The organism is Streptomyces sp. NPDC037013 (genome assembly GCF_055607265.1).
The window spans coordinates 393,059-411,528 of record NZ_JBVJRV010000004.1; the positions used below are offsets into that span (position 1 = coordinate 393,059).

The 18,470-nt window shown below is 73.2% G+C and carries 16 protein-coding genes; 12 read left to right on the forward strand and 4 right to left on the reverse strand.

Annotated elements, in window-relative coordinates; genetic code table 11:
• Positions 1 to 24 precede the first annotated feature (24 nt).
• Together ACZ7DY_RS16345 and ACZ7DY_RS16350 are read left to right on the forward strand one after the other, a co-directional pair.
• A complete protein-coding gene (locus ACZ7DY_RS16345) occupies positions 25 to 936 on the forward strand; it encodes an ABC transporter ATP-binding protein (protein ID WP_471136679.1) in 912 nt (303 codons plus the stop codon).
• Entirely contained in the window at positions 929 to 1,603 is a 675-nt protein-coding gene (locus ACZ7DY_RS16350; protein ID WP_471135439.1) for an ABC transporter ATP-binding protein, read from the forward strand. Before ACZ7DY_RS16345 ends, ACZ7DY_RS16350 begins: the two co-directional genes overlap by 8 nt.
• A gap of 66 nt (positions 1,604 to 1,669) precedes the next feature.
• On the opposite strand, the gene ACZ7DY_RS16355 is transcribed toward ACZ7DY_RS16350, so the two are convergent.
• Positions 1,670 to 2,458, reverse strand: a complete 789-nt coding sequence (locus tag ACZ7DY_RS16355) for a DeoR/GlpR family DNA-binding transcription regulator (RefSeq protein WP_471135442.1) — start codon at positions 2,456 to 2,458, stop codon at positions 1,670 to 1,672.
• Positions 2,459 to 2,724: 266 nt separating this feature from the next.
• Here ACZ7DY_RS16355 and ACZ7DY_RS16360 point away from each other — a divergent pair, with 266 nt between their 5' ends.
• The 8 genes from ACZ7DY_RS16360 (at position 2,725) to ACZ7DY_RS16395 (ending at position 11,788) form a co-directional block, all read left to right on the forward strand.
• Positions 2,725 to 4,044, forward strand: coding sequence for an MFS transporter (locus tag ACZ7DY_RS16360; protein ID WP_471135445.1), 1,320 nt, complete (start codon positions 2,725 to 2,727; stop codon positions 4,042 to 4,044).
• Positions 4,045 to 4,048: 4 nt separating this feature from the next.
• A complete protein-coding gene (locus tag ACZ7DY_RS16365) occupies positions 4,049 to 5,587 on the forward strand; it encodes an FGGY family carbohydrate kinase (protein WP_471135446.1) in 1,539 nt (512 codons plus the stop codon).
• Positions 5,580 to 7,124 (forward strand): FGGY-family carbohydrate kinase, encoded by a 1,545-nt coding sequence (locus ACZ7DY_RS16370; protein ID WP_471135448.1) that lies wholly within the window; start codon positions 5,580 to 5,582, stop codon positions 7,122 to 7,124. The genes ACZ7DY_RS16365 and ACZ7DY_RS16370 overlap by 8 nt, the downstream gene beginning before the upstream one ends.
• Positions 7,121 to 7,747: a histidine phosphatase family protein gene (locus ACZ7DY_RS16375; RefSeq protein ID WP_471135450.1), complete on the forward strand. Its 627-nt coding sequence runs from the start codon at positions 7,121 to 7,123 to the stop codon at positions 7,745 to 7,747. Before ACZ7DY_RS16370 ends, ACZ7DY_RS16375 begins: the two co-directional genes overlap by 4 nt.
• 25 nt (positions 7,748 to 7,772) lie before the next feature.
• Entirely contained in the window at positions 7,773 to 8,822 is a 1,050-nt protein-coding gene (locus ACZ7DY_RS16380) for a 2-hydroxyacid dehydrogenase (RefSeq protein ID WP_471135453.1), read from the forward strand.
• Between the two features lie 141 nt (positions 8,823 to 8,963).
• On the forward strand, positions 8,964 to 9,824 hold the full coding sequence (locus ACZ7DY_RS16385) for a phosphatidylinositol-specific phospholipase C/glycerophosphodiester phosphodiesterase family protein (RefSeq protein WP_471135456.1): 861 nt from the start codon (positions 8,964 to 8,966) through the stop codon (positions 9,822 to 9,824).
• A gap of 126 nt (positions 9,825 to 9,950) precedes the next feature.
• A complete protein-coding gene (locus ACZ7DY_RS16390) occupies positions 9,951 to 10,145 on the forward strand; it encodes a hypothetical protein (RefSeq protein ID WP_471135459.1) in 195 nt (64 codons plus the stop codon).
• 74 nt (positions 10,146 to 10,219) lie between these two features.
• On the forward strand, positions 10,220 to 11,788 hold the full coding sequence (locus ACZ7DY_RS16395; protein ID WP_471135462.1) for a hypothetical protein: 1,569 nt from the start codon (positions 10,220 to 10,222) through the stop codon (positions 11,786 to 11,788).
• Positions 11,789 to 11,792: 4 nt separating this feature from the next.
• Here ACZ7DY_RS16395 and ACZ7DY_RS16400 read toward each other — a convergent pair whose 3' ends face one another.
• Positions 11,793 to 13,067: a phosphodiester glycosidase family protein gene (locus tag ACZ7DY_RS16400; protein WP_471135465.1), complete on the reverse strand. Its 1,275-nt coding sequence runs from the start codon at positions 13,065 to 13,067 to the stop codon at positions 11,793 to 11,795.
• 73 nt (positions 13,068 to 13,140) lie between these two features.
• Positions 13,141 to 13,533 (reverse strand): DUF779 domain-containing protein, encoded by a 393-nt coding sequence (locus ACZ7DY_RS16405; RefSeq protein WP_471135468.1) that lies wholly within the window; start codon positions 13,531 to 13,533, stop codon positions 13,141 to 13,143.
• Positions 13,534 to 13,665: 132 nt separating this feature from the next.
• Between ACZ7DY_RS16405 and ACZ7DY_RS16410 the strand changes: the two genes are divergently transcribed.
• Positions 13,666 to 14,349, forward strand: a complete 684-nt coding sequence (locus ACZ7DY_RS16410) for a L,D-transpeptidase (protein ID WP_471135470.1) — start codon at positions 13,666 to 13,668, stop codon at positions 14,347 to 14,349.
• A gap of 29 nt (positions 14,350 to 14,378) precedes the next feature.
• On the opposite strand, the gene ACZ7DY_RS16415 is transcribed toward ACZ7DY_RS16410, so the two are convergent.
• Complete coding sequence (locus ACZ7DY_RS16415; RefSeq protein ID WP_471135472.1) at positions 14,379 to 16,511, reverse strand: choice-of-anchor A family protein; 2,133 nt, start codon at positions 16,509 to 16,511, stop codon at positions 14,379 to 14,381.
• 437 nt (positions 16,512 to 16,948) lie between these two features.
• On the opposite strand from ACZ7DY_RS16415, the gene ACZ7DY_RS16420 reads away from it, so the two are divergent.
• Positions 16,949 to 18,427, forward strand: coding sequence for an esterase (locus ACZ7DY_RS16420; protein WP_471135474.1), 1,479 nt, complete (start codon positions 16,949 to 16,951; stop codon positions 18,425 to 18,427).
• The last annotated feature ends 43 nt before the right edge of the window (positions 18,428 to 18,470 follow it).

Genomic DNA, 18,470 nt, shown 5'->3' on the forward strand with positions numbered 1-18,470 from the left:
GAAGGTCTCTCCGTACGCTTCCGCATGCGCGGCGGCACCCATGTCTCCGCCGTCACCGACGCCACCTTCGACCTCGCGGCGGGCGAGTGCCTGGCCCTGGTCGGCGAGAGCGGCTGCGGCAAGTCCGTGCTCGCCTCCGCGCTCCTCGGCCTGCTCCCGGAGAACGCGGAGACCGCCGGGAGCGCGCTGATCGGTGGCCTGGATCTTCTCACCGCCGACGAGCGCACCCTCGCCCGCACCGTACGGGGGCGCCGCGTCGGCCTCGTACCGCAGAGCCCCGCCGCCCATCTGACGCCGGTCCGCACCGTGCGCTCCCAGCTGGAGGAGACCCTGCGCGAACTCGCCGGGGTGCGCGGGCCGCGGCTGCGGGCCGCCGCCGAAGCGGCCGCCGAACGCGCCGCGTTCCCCGCGGGCCACCTCGACCGCTACCCGCACGAGCTCTCCGGCGGCCTCGCCCAGCGCGCCGCCACCGCGCTCGCCCTCATCGGCGACGCGCCGCTGCTGCTCGCCGACGAACCGACCACCGGCCTCGACCGGGACCTCGTGGACCGCACCGTCGACGAGCTGCGCCGGCACGTCGGCGACGACCGCGCGCTGCTCCTGATCACCCACGACCTGGCCGCCGCCGAACGGATCGCCGACCGCGTCGCCGTGATGTACGCCGGCCGCGTCGTCGAACTCGCCGACGCCACCGGCTTCTTCGGTACGCCGGGCCCACGGCACCCCTACGCGCGCGGCCTCCTGAACGCCCTGCCCCAGCGGGAGTTCACGCCCGTCCCCGGCATGCCGCCCGAACTGACCGCGCTCCCCGAGGGATGCGCGTTCGCGGCCCGCTGCGACCGGGCCGACGCGGCGTGCCGCACGCTGCCCGCGCTCACCGGAGGGGCGGCCTGCCACCACCCCCACGCGGACGTGCTGGAGGCCCCCCGTGCTTGAACTGCGCTCCATCACGGCCGGATACGACCGCCGCGCCCCCGTCGTCGGCGACGTCGACCTCACCCTCGCCGCCGGTGAGTCCGTCGGCCTGCTCGGCCCCAGCGGCTGCGGCAAGTCCACGCTGGCGCGGGTCGCCGCCCTGCTGCACCGCCCCGACGCCGGGCAGGTCGTCGTCGACGGCGAGGCCGCGGGAGGCTGGCGCCACCGCGCGCCCCGCGAGCAGCGCACCGCGTTCGGGGTCGTCTTCCAGCAGCCGAGGCTCTCCGCCGACCCGCGCCTGACCCTCACCGCCCTGATCGCCGAACCACTGCGGGCGGTGGGCCGCGGCCGCGAAGCGGAGACCGCGGTCCGGGAACTGGCGGCCCGCGTCGGTCTCGGCAAGGACCTCCTGGGCCGCCGCCCGCACGAGGTCAGCGACGGCCAGCTGCAACGCGCCTGCCTGGCACGCGCGTTGGTGCTCCGCCCGCGCTGGCTGATCTGCGACGAGATGACGGCGATGCTGGACGCCTCGACGACGGCGGCGCTCGTCCACGTCGTGGAGGAGTACCGGGCCGAAAGCGGCGCCGGACTGCTGGCCGTCGGCCACGACCGCGTGCTCCTGGAGCGGTGGTGCGACCGCACCGTCCACTGGGACGAGTTGACCGGCCGGGCGGCCGGCGAACCGTAGGGGCCCGGTCCGGCGGGCATCGAGGAATCGCCCTGCGCGCCACCGTCGACGGCCGAGCGGCGCTCCTCAGCCCCGCGGCACCACCCGCACCTCGGTCCCGCCCCGCCGCACCGCCCCCACCTCGTCGGGCGCGAGACCGTCGTCCACCACCAGCAGGTCGAAGTCCGACAGCGGCGCCAGCGCGTACAGCCCGTCGCGGGTGAACTTGGTGTGGTCCGCGAGCAGCACCCGGCGCGTGGCCGCCGCCATCATGGCGCGCTTGACCTGCACCGTCTCCGGCGACGTGTGATAGCAGCGGCCGCGCGTCACCGCCGTGGTCGACATGAAGAGGACATCCGCCCGGAACGCCTCCACGCTGTCGGCGGTGTGCAGCCCCATGAAGGCGTCGTACGCCGGGAAGTAGCTGCCCCCGAGCGCGATCAGCGAGACGCCCGGCTCCTTGGCGAGCGCCGTGATCGCGGGCAGCGAGTTGGTGATGACCGTCAGCGGGGTGCGCTCGGTCAGCAGCCGCGTCAGATGCAGGCACGTCGTGCTGTCGTCGAGCAGCACCGTCTGCCCCGGCACCAGCTCCCGCACGGCGGCGCGCGCCAGCTGCTGCTTCGTCCGCGCCATCGTCGACATGCGCTCGGCGACGCTGCCGTGGAACTGCGCCGACGGCAGTCCCGTCGCCCCGCCGCGCACCTTGCGCAGCCACCCCTGGGATTGCAGGAAGTCCAGGTCGCGGTGGATCGTCATCAGGCTGACGCCGAACTCATCGGCGAGGTCCGCGGCGCGCACGAAGCCGTTCGCCACCACCGACTCGCGGATGCGTCCCCGCCGTGCCTCACGCACGTCCGCCCGGTCCGCCGTCGCCATGCCGCTCTCCCCTCTCCGTCTCTCCGTGCGCCGCGCGGCCCGCAGGCCGTGTGAAGTCCGTGCGTGATGATCTCATGGAGTTCACACGCCGTCGGAGCGGCCACGGCGGCGCCGCGCAGCTCGGGACGGGGTGACCCGGCAACTCCTCACACGGCGAAAGACCCTCGTCACGGGAGAACCCGGCAGATCATTGACGGCGGATTTCGGCCAACTGTTAGCTCTGAGCTGCCCGCACCCGCCGCCGCCCTCGCCGCAGGGGAGTCCCCATGACGAACACCCCGAGTTCCGTCTTCACACGACTCGGCATACCGCCCGCCCTCGCCTGGGGCTATCCGGGGCTCCTGATCTTCATGACCGGCGTCGGCATCGAGGCCGGTTACCTCGCGCCGTACCTGGAGGACCTCGGCATCCCGGCCTCCGACGTCGCGATGGTCTTCACCGTGTACGGCGTCACGGGCGCCGTCGCCGCCTGGTTCGCCGGCGCGCTCTCCGACCTGTGGGGACCGCGCCGCGTCATGTGGTTCGGCCTGACCGCCTTCGCCGTCACGCATGTCTTCTTCCTGACGGTGGCGGTGCCGAGCCGGGCGTACCCGCTGCTGCTCCTCGGCTACGGACTGCGCGGACTCGCCTTCCCCCTCTTCGCGTACGCCTTCCTCGTCTGGATCGCGGCCGTCGCCCCGCAGCGGCAGATGGGCAGCGCGATGGGCTGGTTCTGGTCCGCGTTCTCCGCCGGGCTCCCCACTCTCGGGTCGCTCGTCGCCAGCCTCCTCATCCCGCAGATCGGGGAGCTCGGCACCCTGTGGGCCGCGCTCGGCGTGGTCGTCGCCGGCGGCCTCGTGCCGCTCCTGCTGATCCGCGAACCCACCGGCGCCGCGCGCCTCGCGCCGGCCGGGGAGAGCCCGCTGGCCGGGCTCGCCGGCAGCCTGACGATCCTCGCCCGCGAGCCACGGGTGGGCGCCGGAGCGGCGGTCAGGATGCTCAACACCGCCTCGCAGTTCGGCTTCCTGGTGATGCTGCCCACCTGGTTCGTCGAGGAGGTCGGCCTGAGCGACGCGCAGTGGCTGCGGCTGCTGGCCCTCATGTTCGCCACCAACATCGTCACCAACCTCCTCTTCGGGGTCGTCGGCGACCGCGTCGGGTGGCGCACCACCGTCGCCTGGTTCGGCGGCGCGGGCTGCACCCTCTCCACCCTAGCCCTGTACTACGTCCCGTCCGCGGCCGGTGAGCGGTACGGCCTCTGCGTCCTGGTCGCCGTCCTCTACGGCGCGACGCTCTCCGGATACGTCCCCCTCTCCGCCCTGATGACCGCCATCGCCCCCGCCCACAAGGGCCAGGCCATGGCCGCGCTGAACCTCGGTGCCGGAGCCTCCACCTTCGTGGGCCCCCTCGTCGTCGGTCTCTTCCGCGGGCCGCTCGGGGTCGGCGGCGTCGTATGGATCTTCGCCGGGCTCCACGCGGTCAGCGCCCTGCTCACCCTGGCGCTGCGGACCACTACCCCCGCCGCCGACTCCGCGGTACGCCTGCCACAGCCGCTTCCCACCGACGCCGGGGAATCCGTCGGCGCGTCCGCCCCGAAGGGACCGTGAACCCATGTCCGTACTCGCCATCGACGTCGGCACCACGATGATCAAGTCGGTCGTCTTCGACGACCAGGGCAACGAACTCGCCGTCTCCCGGCTCGCCACCGAGGTGCACCGTCGCCACCCCGGCTGGGCCGAGCAGGACATGGACACCGTGTGGAACACCGTCGTCTACACCGTCCGCAACGCCCTGTCCGACATCACCGACCCCGTCTGGCTGGTGACGTTCACCGCGCAGGGCGACGGGGCCTGGCTCGTCGACGCCGCCCGGCGCCCCACCGGGCCCGCGATCCTCTGGTCCGACGGCCGTGCCGGCGACATCCTCATCCGCTGGGAGCGCGAGGGCGTCCTGGAGGAGGCCTTCCGCCGCAACGGCTCCCTCACCTGCAGCGGCATGCCCAACGCCCTCTTCAGCTGGCTCGGCTCCCACGACCCGCAGCGCTTGGCCCGCTCCGCCGCCTGTCTGACCGCCGCGGGCTGGCTGTTCCTGCGCCTGACCGGCGTCACCGCCATGGACGAGTCCGACGCGTCGGCCCCCTTCCTCGACCACACGACGGGCGACTACGACCCCGCCATCGTCGAGTTGTTCGGCCTCACCTCCTGCGCCCGTCTGCTGCCCCAGGTCCTCGGCGAGCACGAGCGCATCAGCGAGATCACCTCCGAGGCCGCCGCCCAACTCGGCCTGCCCGCCGGGCTGCCCGTCGTCATGGCGCCGTACGACATTGCCTCCACCGCCCGTGGCGCGGGCGTCGTCAACCCGGGCCAGGCGTGCGGCATCCTCGGCACCACGCTCTGCACGGAGATCGTCCGCAAGGACATCGACACGAGCGGCGAGCCGTCCGGCATCAACATCGCCTACCGCGGCCGGGAACGCGTCCTGCGCGCCTTCCCCACCCTCAACGGCGCCGAGGTCCTCACCTGGGCCGCACGGCTGCTCCACCTCGAAGGCCCCCCGCAGCTGGCCGAGTTGGCGTTCACCTCGCGGCCAGGGGCCCGCGGCCTGACGTTCCTGCCCTACCTCTCCCCGGCGGGCGAACGGGCGCCGTTCCTCGACCCGCGCGCCCGCGGCGCCTTCTGGGGCCTCTCCCTGGAACACACCCCCGCCGACATGGCCCGCGCCGTCTTCGACGGACTCTCCCTGGTCCTGCGCGACTCGCTCACCGCCTCCCGCACCACCGTCACCGAGCTGCGGCTGTGCGGCGGGGGCGCCAACAGCGCCGAGTGGTGCGCGCTCATCGCGGACGCGACCGGCGTCCCGACGGCCCGCTCCGGCGACACGGAACTCGGCGCCAAGGGAGCCTTCCTCACCGGCCTCGTGCTCAGCGGCGCCGAGTCCAGCATGCACAGTGCCGCCGCCAAGTACGTGCGCATGCAGACCAGTTGGGAGCCGGACGCGGAGCGCTCCGCGTACTACGCCGCTCTCCACGAACAGTTCCTCACCTGGCGCGCCCTGGCCCGCGACGCCGGCTGGACCGCCGCGGCCACCCCCGTGCCCGTACCCCGAACGGCACCCCGAACGACCCCCCGGCAAGGAGCACACCGTGCCTGACCAACCACCACCCCAGGGCGGCCAACTGCCCCCGGACGCCGTCTGGCTCGGCCTCGACCTCGGAACCCAGAGCGCCCGCTGCGTCGCCGTCGACTCCACCGGCCAAGTGCTCGCCGCCGCCTCCCGCCCGCTCACCGGCCACCGCGAGGGGACCCGCCACGAACAGGACCCCGAACAGTGGTGGAGCGCGCTCGCCGAGGCCTGCCGCGAGGCGCTCGCCGGCATCGACCCCGAACGGATCCGCGGCCTCGCGATCGACGCCACCTCCGGCACGATCCTCCTCGCCGACGCCTTTGGGGCGCCGCTCACGCCCGGCCTCATGTACGACGACGGGCGCGCCACCGAGCAGGCCGCCCGCGCCAACGAGACGGGCGCCGGCCTCTGGCGGGAGCTCGGCTACCGCTCCATGCAGCCCTCCTGGGCCCTGCCCAAGCTGCTCTGGCTCCTCGACCACGAACCCGCGGCGGCCGGCACGGGCGTCCGGCTGCTCCACCAGCCCGACCTGATCACCTGGCGGCTCGCGGGACACCAGGTGGCGAGCGACGCGAGCCACGCCCTGAAGACCGGCTACCACCTCGTCGAAGAGCGCTGGCCGGAGCGTGAACTCGCCGAACTGGCCGTCCCCGCCACGCTGTTGCCCGATGTCGTACGTCCCGGAAGCCTCCTCGGCACCGTCTGCCCCGAGGCCGCCACCGCGACCGGCATCCCCGAGGGCACCGCCATCGTCGCCGGCATGACCGACGGCTGCGCCGCCCAGATCGGCGCCGGCGCCCTCACCCCCGGCGCCTGGAACTCCGTCCTCGGCACCACCCTCGTCCTCAAGGGAGCGAGCCCGCGCCTCGTGCGCGACCCGGGCGGTGTCGTCTACTGCCACCGCGGGCCCGGCGGCAGCTGGCTGCCGGGCGGCGCCTCCAGCAGCGGAGCGGGCGTCCTCGCCCGCGAGTTCCCCGGCGCGGACCTGGCCGCACTCACCGCCCGCGCGAGCCGTTCCGCGTCCGACGCGGTGGCCTACCCGCTGGTCTCCACCGGCGGTGAACGCTTCCCCTTCCGCGCCCCGGACGCCCGGCCTTTCACCCTCGGCGACCCCGCGGACGACGCCGAGCGCTTCCACGCCCACCTCCTCGGCGTCGCCTGCGTCGAACGGCTCTGCTTCGACTACCTCGACCTGATCGGCGCCCCCGTCGACGGCCCGCTCACCCTCACCGGCGGCGGCGCGCGCAACCCCTACTGGAACCGGCTCCGCGCCGACGTCCTCGGCCGCTCCGTCCAACTCCCCGAACAGGCCGAGAGCGCCGTCGGCATGGCGGTGCTCGCCGCCACTTCCAGCGGCGCCGACGTGCGGGACGCCGCGGCGGCCATGGTCCGCACCGGCGAGGAGATCCTCCCCGACCCGGCGCGCACCGCCCGCTGGACACCCGTCTACCTCGCCTTCGTCGACGCGCTGTCCGGCCGGGGCTGGCTCGACCCCGCCGTCGCCGCACACGCGCACCACCGCGCCCGCCGCACCCCCGGCACCTCCGAAAGGGCAGACCAGTGACCGACCTCATCCTCGTGCGCCACGGGGAGACCGTCTGGCACGACGGCAACCGCTACGCCGGACGCACCGACGTCGAACTCACCCCGCACGGCCGCGGCCAGGCCGCCGCACTCGGCGCGTGGGCCGCCGGAGAACAGATCGACGCCGTCGTCAGCTCCCCGCTGAGCCGCGCCCGGCACACCGCGGACCCCGCGGCCCGCGCCCTCGGCCTGACCCCGCGCGTCGACGAACGGCTCGTCGAACTCGACTTCGGCAAGGGGGAGGGGCTGACCAGGGACGAGATGCGCGAACGGTTCCCCGAGGAGCTCGCCGCGTTCCTGCGCGACCCGGTCGCCCACCACCTGCCCGGCGGCGAGGACCCGCGCACCGCGGCCGAGCGCGGTCACACCGCCCTGCTCGACGCCGCCGCCGCATTCCCCGACGGGCGCGTCCTCGTGGTCGCCCACTCCACCCTCGTCCGCCTCGTCCTCTGCCGCGGCCTCGGCATCCCGCTCGCCGACTACCGGCGCGTCTTCCCCGCCCTCCACAACGGCGCCCTCACCGAACTGCGGCTGACCGACGGCCGGATGGCACTGCTGCGCCTCAACGCGCCGGCCGCCGGCGCTCCCGTACCCGCCCCCTGACCCCCCACCCAGGAGAGAAGCACCCATGAGCACCACCGTCCTCGCCGCGGGCGACCACTTCGTCCTCCCGCGCCTGCTCACCGACGCGGTCCGCACCGCCACCGCGGACACCGGCGCCGTCGACGTCCGCGAGATCACCCTGCCCTGGCCGCACACCCCCTTCGGGCCGGTCGCCGAGGTCGACGAGGCCTCCGGCACCGAGGAGGGACTCATCGAGGCGCTCCAGGGCGTCCAGATCTGCGTCACCCAGATGGCACCGCTCACCGAACGCGTCCTCGCCGCCTGTCCCGACCTGAAGCTGGTGTGCGTCAGCCGGGGCGGCCCCGTCAACGTCAATCTGGCGGCCGCCACCCGCCACGGCGTCGCCGTCTGCAACGCGCCGGGGCGCAACGCCGTCGCCACCGCCGAGCACACCCTCACCCTGCTCCTCGCCGCCGCCCGCGGCGTCGGCGACACCCACACCGACCTGCGCGCGGGCGTCTGGCGCGGCGACCACTACGACTACGACAACTGCGGCATAGAGATCGAGGGCACCACCGTCGGCCTCATCGGCTACGGCGCCATCGGCAGCCGCGTCGCCAAGGTCCTCGCGGCGATGGGCGCCCAGGTCCTCGTCCACGACCCGTACGTACGCCCCGAACTCCTCGCCGGCGTCGCCGAGCAGGTCTCCCTCGACGAACTCCTCACCCGCTCCCGCATCGTCTCGCTCCACGCCCGCGTGACCGACGAGACCACCGGCATGATCGGGGCCGCACAGCTCGCGAAGATGCCCCGCGGCTCCGTCCTCGTCAACTGCGCCCGCGGCGCCCTCCTCGACTACGACGCCGCCTGCGACGCCCTGGACGCCGGGCAGCTCTCCGGCGCCGCCTTCGACGTCTACCCCGAGGAACCCGTCCCGGCCGGCTCCCGCCTCCTGAAGACCCCCGGCATCGTCATGACCCCGCACGTCGCAGGCGCCAGCCAGGAAGTGGCGCACAAGGCGGCCCGGATCGTCGCGGACGAGGTCGGCCGCTTCCTGCGCGGCGAGCCCCTGGCGCACTGCGCCAACCCCGAGGCGCTCGGCGGCCGCGCGTGAACGTCCGGCGTCGACAGCGCCAACTCCCGTACCGGCGGGGGCTCCAGGGCCGGGCGGAGCCGCATACTCACTGTGGTTCCGCCCGTCGTCGCATCCGCGCGTCGCACCCGACGCCGCCCCGACCCAGCCCGGGAGGCAGACATGGCCCTCACCACCCGTCGCAGAGCCCTCACCACCCTCGGCGCCGCCCTCGCCGGCGGCATCGCGCTGCCCGCGTACGCGCAGGCGAACGAGCGCGGCCGCCACCCCCGGCCACTGCTCCGCGCCCACGCCCACAACGACTACGAGCACCCCAGGCCCCTCCTCGACGCGCTCGACCACCGCTTCAACAGCGTCGAGGCCGACATCTACCTCGTCGACGGACAGCTCCTCGTCGCACACGACCCGGTGGACCTCGACCCCACCCGCACCCTCGAATCGCTCTACCTCAAGCCGCTCGCCGCCCGAGTGCGTGCCCACCACGGCTCCGTGTACGGCGGCCACCACCGCACCCCCTTCCAACTGCTCATCGACATCAAGACCGAGGGCGCGTCGACCTACGCCGAACTCCACCGGCAGCTGCGGCCGTACCGGCACCTGTTCACGACGTACGCCCACGGCAAGGTCCGCCGCGGCGCGATCACCGCGGTCGTCTCCGGTGACCGCGCGGCACGCGCCCCGATGGAGGCGCAGCGCGTCCGGCAGGCCTTCTACGACGGCCGGCTGACCGACCTCGCCACCGCGGCCCCCGCCTCCCTGATCCCGCTGATCAGCGACAACTGGTTCGTCAACTTCGGCTGGCAGGGCACGGGACCGATGCCCCCGGCCGAACGGGACAAGCTGCGCGGCATCGTGGCGCAGGCCCACGCGCGCGGACAGCGCGTCCGGTTCTGGGCGACGCCGGACCTCCCGGGGCCGCAGCGCGACGCCGTCTGGGGCGAGCTGCTCGCCGCGGGCGTCGACCACCTCAACACCGACGACCTCGCCGGGCTCGAGGCGTTCCTCGACGCGCACCGCGGCTGACCGCCGCAGAGCAAAACCCGGACAAGTAACACCCGTTCGGAGCACAGGTCTGAGGCCCGGACGCCGCCTCCGCTACGCCACACTGACGGCCGTGAGCCGCGGTCGCGTGGCGGAGGAGGTACTTCCATGGCCGTTTCGATCTCTGTGGTCCTGCTGCTCGTGATCCTCGCGGTGGTCTTCCTGCGCAACGGGGCGCTGAAGATCTCGCACGCCATCGTCTGCGCCCTGCTGGGCTTCTATCTGGCCGGCTCCAGCATGGCGCCGACCATCCGCGACGGCCTGACGGCCACCGCGGCCATCGTCAGCGGCATCCAGCCATGACCCTTCTTTGCGAACGCGTGAACAACTGACGGCTTGTCATGGACAGTTGGCGGGGCCCGTTCTAGCTTCTGCGCATGCCGAGCAGACTGCGCCGCCTCCTTCCCGCCAGTGTCGTGGCCCTGACCGTGTCCCTCGCGGGCCCCGCGTACGCCGACGAGATCCCCAACGCCCCCGGGCACCGGCTCGTCGAGAAGTACGAGGGGGCGCCCGCCGACGCCCGGCCGCTGCCCGGCACCCCGCCGCCCCAGCACCCGTACCTCGCCGCCAACGGCCGCAGCGGCATGCACGCGGACGCGGCGGGCAGCGGGACGTACCCCTGGAGCGGGCCCCTCGGCAGGCGGCCCGCCGTCGACAGCGAGAAGATGGCGGCGCTCGGCGGCGAGTGCGCGACCGTCACCTTCGACCGCGAGGGACGCATCGTCACCGTCTGCGGCACCTTCACGGGGTTCCTGGTCAAGCTGCTCGACCCGAAGACCCTGGACACGCTCGCCGAGTACAAGCTGCCGCAGCGGCCCTCGACGATCGAGGCCATCACCCGGCTCGACTTCTCCCGGATCTTCAAGGACACCTCGGGCGGCGCCTACTCCTACCTCGACGACCGGGACCGGCTCGTCCTCGCCGACTCCCGCCAGCACATCGTCCGGCTCGCGCACGAACGGACAGCGGACGGCGGCATGCGCTTCGTCGTCGACAAGGAGTGGGATCTGACGGCACACGTCCCGCACGACTGCGTCAGCTGGACCAACCTCCACCCGAGCGGCACCTGCGACCCGGTCACCTCCGTCATGCCCGACTGGGACGGTCGCATCTGGTGGGTGACCCGGCAGGGCCGCATCGGCACCGTCGACCCGAAGTCCGGCGACATCCGCTCCATCCGGCTCGACGGCGAGGAGATCCAGAACTCCTTCTCCGTCGCCGAGGACGGCGTCTCCATCGTCTCCGACCACGCCCTCTACACCTTCCGGGCCACGGCGGACGGCACGCCGAAGGCCCTGTGGCGCCAGACGTACGACCGCGGCACCGGCACCAAGCCCGGCTCGGTGAACCAGGGTTCGGGCACCACACCCGACCTCTTCGGCGAGCACGGCGACTACGTGGCGATCACCGACAACGCCGACGACCGCATGAATGTCCTCGTCTACCGGCGCGGCGCGGACGTCCCCGACGACGAGCGGCTCGTCTGCAAGGTGCCCGTCTTCGGCTCCGGCGCCTCCACGACCGACAACTCGCTCATCACCTGGGGTGACAGCCTCGTCGTCGAGAACAACTACGGGTACGAGAACATCACGTCGCTCACCTTCGGGCGCAGCGTCGTCGGCGGCGTCAGCCGGATCGACGTGCGCCCGGACGGCAGCGGCTGCGACACCGTCTGGGAGAGCGACGTGCGCTCCCCGTCCACCGTGCCCAAACTCTCCACCGCCAACGGCCTGTTGTACTTCTACACCAAGGAACCCAATCGCCTCGGCATCGACGCCTGGTACCTCACCGCCGTCGACTTCCGTACCGGCGACACCCGCTGGAAGCGGCTCGCCGGTACGGGCATCGCCTACGACAACAACTGGGCGCCCGTGACACTGGGCCCCGACGGCACCGCCTACGTGGGCGCGTTCAACGGCCTGGTGGCGGTGCGCGACACCCCGTGACCGGTCACGGCCGGGAGAACACGCCGATGCCGTTGGGCACCGGACGCTCCGCCCCGCCGCTGGGGTTGTTGCGCACCGTCACGGCATCGGCGCCCGGCGCCCGCGCGACCAGCGTGGACGTGTCGGAGACCAGCGTGGAGGAACCGCCGCCGTCCAGACTGAAGCCGTCGCGTGCCCCCAAATCCCGCAGGGTATCGGCGACTTCGGTCATCGTCAGGCCCGAGCGGAACTGCGGGGACCCGTCGAGCGAGAGCAGCAGCAGGCGCCGGCCGTCGGCGGAGATGCCCGCCGCGGTCCGCACCGCCGACGTGGTGGGGTCGAGACCGGCCACCGGCGCGCCGTCCCGCAGCACGGGGAAACCGCCGAGCGCGAAGCGGAACGGGATGCGCGACCCGGCCGCCACCAGCCGGTGCCCGACGCGCACCCGGTCGCCCACGGACAGCTTCCGCAACTCCTGCGCGCCCGCCTCCCGGCCGACCAGGACCGTGCTGCCCGCGGCGATGGCACCGCGGCCCGGCGTGTCGGCCGACGCCACGACCCGCCCGTCGCGGACCGTCACCTCATGTGTGTCCGTGCTGCACGGGGCGCCGCGGCTCGTGTCGGTGCCGCAGGTCGCGCGCAACCGCGAGACCTCGCCCCAGTCACTGGTGAAGGCGCCGACGGAACCCACCGGCAGCGCGTACTGGTTGAGGCCGCCCAGCGGTAGACGGGACTCCCGGGTGCGGACCTGACCCTCCAGGGCGAGGTCGTCCAGGCGCGCCCTGCGGTCGTACCCCACACCGAGAACGGCCTCCGTGGTCACCCCGGGCGGCATCGCGGGCCCGAAACGCTGCCCGTTCGGCACGGCGGCCTTCAGCGCCCGGCCCTCCGCGACGGCCGGGCCGACGGGCGCGCCGGTCGTCTCGACGCCCGGATGCTGGGTCTCGGAGATGTTGAAGAAGTCGCCGTTGATGCCGCCGACGGCACCGGCCCCGTCCGCGAGCGCGGAGACGGGCGCCCGCGCGGCGACCTTGCCCGGATAGAGCAGCCCGACACGGGTGTGCGGGTCACGCAGGTCCACGTCGAGGACGTGGGCACGGGCCGTGCCGTGCGAGGCGGCGATGTCGAAGTGGCGGTACTCCACGCCCGCCGCGATCCTGCTCCGCACCCCCTCGTCGTCCGCGCCGACGCCACCGGCCGGTGCCGCTCCCAGGAGAGCCGCACCGGCCAGTGTGCCGAGCGTGGTGAGGAGGGTGCAGGCCGTTCTGAACCGTCCACCGCGTTGTTCCTGACGTGTCACAGGTCCCCCTGATCTCGACGATCTCGGACGAACAGCGAATCAACTGTCCCAGCGGGCAAGGGAGTTCACCAGGTCACGGTGACCGGGTGCCGAGCAGCCGGGAGCGGATGAGGAAACGTACGCCTTCCGGGGCCTCCAGCGAGAAGCCGCTGCCGCGCCCCGGTACGACGTCCACGATCAGCCGGGTGTGGCTCCACACCTCGTACTGGCTCCTCGACATCCAGAACGCGACGGGCTCGGCCACCCCCTCGACCGTCAGCGTCGCGAGGCGCACGTCGGCGTCCCCGGTGCGGAACTCGCCGTCCGGATAGCACATGGGGGCGCTGCCGTCGCAGCAGCCGCCGGACTGATGGAACATCAGCGGGCCGTGCGCCTCGCGCAACCGGCGTATGAGCCGGGCGGCGGCGGGGGTGAGCTCCACCCGGGGGAGCTCGCCCCCGGTGTCCTTCGTCTCATGGCGGTCCATGGGGTCACTCTTCCGTCCGGCACGTTGCAACAGGGTTGCGGGCACGGGCGACCAGACCCCCGGATGGAGCAATTGTGCGATCGTCGGGTCGTGTCGCCCAGGGCGCGGGCGAGCAGCGGTGAAGCTGGTGCGATGCGCTGGTTTCTCTCCTCGATCGCCGCTCTGTCCCTGGTCGTTCCCGTGACGAACGCGCAGGCGGCCCCCGCTCCCGCCCTCCGGGCCGAACCGGCGTGCCGCGCGGGCACCGCCCCCTACCAACGCGAGCTGGAGCGGGAGCTGAAGCTGCCCGTCGACGGCCGCCAGTCCGCCGCCGACTGCGCGGCCATCCGGCGGCTCCAGCGGCGCCTCGGCATCCGTCCCGCCGACGGGCGGGCGACCCTGCGGACCTACCGGCTGGTCGTCGCGGACCGGGTCCGGCGGGATCCCGCGGCCCGGCGCGCCTGTCCCGTCCGGCAGTACCGGATCACCTGCGTCGACCTGGGCCGGCAGATCCTGTGGTCGCAGAGCGGACGGCGGCTGGTCTTCGACCCGGTGCCCATCCGCAGCGGCCGCGACGGCCTGGAGACCCGCAGGGGCTGGCAGCGGATCTACTGGAAGCACCGCGACCACTTCTCGACGCTCTACAACGTCGCGATGCCGTACGCGCAGTTCTTCAACGGCGGACAGGCCCTGCACGGCACCCGGTCCGACCTCTTCTCGTCGGGCTCCAGCGGCTGCGTCAATCTCGCCATGGGCGACGCCCGGCGCCTGTACGACCTGCTGCTGAAGGGGGACCTGCTCTACATCTGGGGCACGAAGCCCGGCACGGGCGGCTGACACCGCCCGTGCCGGGACCGGGAGCGGGATCACTTCCCCTTCTTGCCCCCGCCGCGCTGGTTGGTGAGCGTCACCGTGACGCCCTTGACGGCGTTGCCCGCGGTGACCTGGTGCGGTCCGCTGACCCTCCGCTTCGGCAGGACATAGCCGTCGGGGACGGCCGTCTCCCTGAGGTAGTACGAGCCGAGTTCGAGGCCCTGGAAGTCGCACCGGCCCCGGCCGTCCGTGGCGCAGCCCCGGTCGACGAGGGTGTCCCTGCGGGCACCGGACGTCTGCAGGCCCTTCGTCCCGTTGGTCTCGCGCCACAGCTGGAAGACCGCGCCGGCCAGCGGCCTGCCCGTCTTCTTGTCCTTCTTGACGACCTTGATCTCGCCCTCGGGGCCGGGCTCGTCGTGCCTGCGGTTGAGCGCCTCCACGGAGACCCCGTCCTTGACGGCGGCCGCGGTGAGGTCGAGCGGACCGAAGACCGCCGGGTCGGGCAGGTCGTAGCCGTCCGGGGCCTTCGTCTCGACCCAGTAGTACGTGCCGACGGGGACGCTCCTGCGGCAGACGCCGGACGCCGTCGTCGTGCACGGCGAGCCGATCGCGGTGTCGGGGTCCGAACCGCGTCGTTGCAGTCCCTCGGTGCCGTTGGTCTCGCGCCACAGCTGGAAGACGGCGCCCGCCAGCGGGGCCCCGGTCTCCTGGTCCTTCTTGACGACGGTGACCTCGCCGTCCTTGACGACCGGCTCCTTCTTGTTGGTCGCCGACACCGACACACCCTTGTCGGCGTTGGCCGCGGTCAGCTCAAGCGGCCCGAAGACGTTCGGCTCGGGCAGGCGGTAGCCCGCCGGGGCCTTGGTCTCACGCCAGTAGTACGTGCCGGTCGGCACGGTCCGCACGCATTCGCCCGACGCCTTCGTCACGCAGGCGTCGCCCACCTGCGTGTCCGGGTCGGCGCCGCGGGTCTGGAGCCCCTTCGTCCCGTTGGTCTCGCGCCACAGCTCGAACTCGGCGCCCGCCAGGGGCTCGCCGTCCTCCTCGTCGGTCTTGACGACCTTGACGCGGCCCTCGGTCTCGGCCTCGACGCAGTCGGGCAGGTCACCGAGGAAGGGGTAGTTGTGGATCTCCTGGCCGCCGCCGCCCGAGGCCGCGCTGGTGTGGATGAGGGAGCCGGTGGTGAAGAAGCGGCCGTTCATGCCCGGCAGGCTGACGGTCGTCCGCGACTTCTGGTTGCCGATCAGGACGCTGCCCTGGAACTGCCCGGTGCCCTTGAACTCCACCTTGGTGGCGTCGGGGAAGTTCCACAGCAGACGGGGCCGCAGCTTGTTGAGGGAGCTGCTGTCGTCCAGGGTCCCGCTGTAGGTGTTGATCGTGCGGTTATCGCCGAGGATGTTGACCAGGACCGTGGCACCCTCCGGGATCCCCTCGAAGCGGATGCCCTCCTGGCCTCCGCCCCGGCCCATCAGGTCGAAGTCCACGTTGAAGACCTGGAGCATCGAGGTGTTGTCGCCCCGGAAGAGCGTCTCGCCGCCCGCGTGCGTCGCCGTCCCCGTGGGGGTGCGCGTGCCGCCCTCCGGATGGGCGTAGCACCGGCTGGCCTCGGTCAGCTGGTCCCGCAGCGCGACGTACGGTTCGGCCGCGTCGGCGTCTTCGCGCACGGTGGCGACGATCCTTCCCGAGGCGCCGCCGGCGTGGCGTACCACCCCGTCCTCGGCCAGCAGCCGCTCGCCGTCGGCGACGGTGACCTTGCCGCCGGTGGTGAGCCAGTCCGCGCCCACGGGCGGCGCCACCCGGGAGCCGACGCCGGCCTCGCCGATGTTGTAGACGCCGCTGACGCCCGACGCCTTGTCCTGGTCGAAGTCGCCGAGGACGACCACGCGGCCCTCGGCCTCCGCGGCGCGCTCGCGGACGAGGAAGTCCTCGCCGACGTAGACGTTGATGCCGTTGTCGCGGTACTTGATCCGGTCGTTGTTGATGGGCGGGTAGTCCCCGTCCGGGCACCTGCCCGGCACACACGGGCCGAGCCCGCCGGGCAGCGGTTTGGCGGCGACGGCCGCGGCGGGGCCCGTGCCCGGTGAGGAGTGCGCGGCGGCCGGCACGGCGGTCAGGCCGCCCCCCGCGACGACTCCGAAGAGACAGAGGTACCTCATCCCGGAGTGGAAGAGGGAGGGGAAGGTCACGTGCACATCGGCTCCTCACTGGTTCACACAGACGTGGAGGAGGCTCGCACGATTGTGGTCCCGCGCCGTTGAACCGATCCGCGCTTCATAGGAAGAGCACTGCAAAGGACGAGTGGGGCCATTCGGGTACCGCGGCTCGTGCGAGGCGCCCGTCGGCAGTTGTATGACGTGCCGTCATGCAGATGACGTACGGCGGGTCCTGCGCCCGCACCAAAGTGACCGAGGCGGCCCTCTCCGACGGGAGAGCACTGGGGCCCGGGGAGCGCCAGTGGCCTGAAGTGGCGCCCGGCAGGGGCGTGTTCGGCCACGGACGGCAGTTTCAGGACCCGTACAACCCTTGCGCCTCATCCGGTGTCGAACAGGACGCCGGACAAGGAACGGGCCCTTTCCGGACACCCCCCGCGCCTGCCCGGCCACCTTCCTTACAGGAGCCGCTCGTGCGCAAGAACCGTTCGGCCGCCCTCACCGCGGCCTCGTTCCTTCTGCTGACCGGGGCCGGCATCGCCGCCGCCCCCTCCGCCTTCGCCGGTACGCCCGGAGGCACCCACGCCAACGACCGCAACTCCGACTTCAACGGAGACGGATACGAGGACGTGCTGATCGGCGCCCCCGGTGCCACGGTGAGCGGCGCCAAGGGGGCGGGACTCGTCACCGTCCAGTACGGCTCGACCAGAGGCATCGGCACCACCGACGTCGCCCGGTTCAGCCAGTCGACCTCCGGCGTCTCCGGGGCCGCCGAGGCGGGTGACGCCTTCGGCAAGGCCGTCGCCACCGGCGACCTGGACGGTGACGGATACGACGACGCGATCATCGGCATCCCCGGCGAGGACCTCGCGGACCAGACGGACGCCGGAGGCGTCACCGTCCTCTGGGGCTCGAAGACCGGCCTCACCGGGGCCGCCAGCAGCTGGCTGCAGAGCCAGCAGGCCGCCGCCGGCCAGCAGTTCGGCCTCAGCATCGCCGCGGCCCGCTTCACCTCGGCCACCCCCGGCGACCTCCTCGCCGTGCTGGACCGGGACAACGTGGAGCTGTTCGTGTACGACCCCGCGCCGCAGGCCCGCGGCGATGCGCCGCTGCGCCGTCAGGCCACCGAGCGGCTCGACAGGTCGGCCGACGCGAGCCAGATCGTGTCCAAGTCGCTGACCACCGGCGACTACGACAACAACGGCTACGCCGACCTCATCGCCTCCGGCGTCACCGAGGGGGACGAGCCGGGCCACGGCTGGTCCGTGCAGTTCGCGGGCGGCGCGGACGGCCTCACGTACAAGAACGACCTGCGCGGCGGCCCGGTCGCCGCGTCCGGCGACATCGACAACGACGGCTACGACGACCTGGTGACCGGCGAGCCGGCCTCCCCGGACGACGGCGGCGAGACGATGACCGGCGGCCTGGTCGGCGTGCGCTACGGCACCCCGAACGGGCTCGTGGACGAGGCCAAGTGGTTCACGCAGGACTCCCCGGGCGTGCCCGGCACTGCCGAGCGCGGTGACGGCTGGGGCGGGGACCTGTCCGTCGCGGACACCAACGGCGACGGTTACGCGGACGTCGCGATCGGCGCCCCTGGCGAGGACATCGGCACGGTCGCCGACGCGGGCGCGGTGTGGGTGCTCAACGGGTCGGCGAACGGGATGACGGCCACCGGCGCCAAGTCGTGGGACCAGGACGACGCGGACATCCCGGGAGCGCCCGAGAAGGGCGACAAGTGGGGCGCGCAGGTGCGGCTCACCGACCCCAACCGCGACGGCCGCTTCGGCCTTCTCGCGGCCGCGCCCGGCGAGAACGCCGGGGACGGCGTGGTGTGGGTCCTCTCCGCCGGCTCGGGCGGGGTCACCGGCGCCGGGTCCTGGACCTACGGCGCGGGCTCGCTGGGGGCACCGGCCACCGGCTCCGCCTTCGGCGCGGCGATCGACGAGTGACCGCCGGGTCCTGACGAGGGATCGGCGGCCGGGCGCGGTCGTG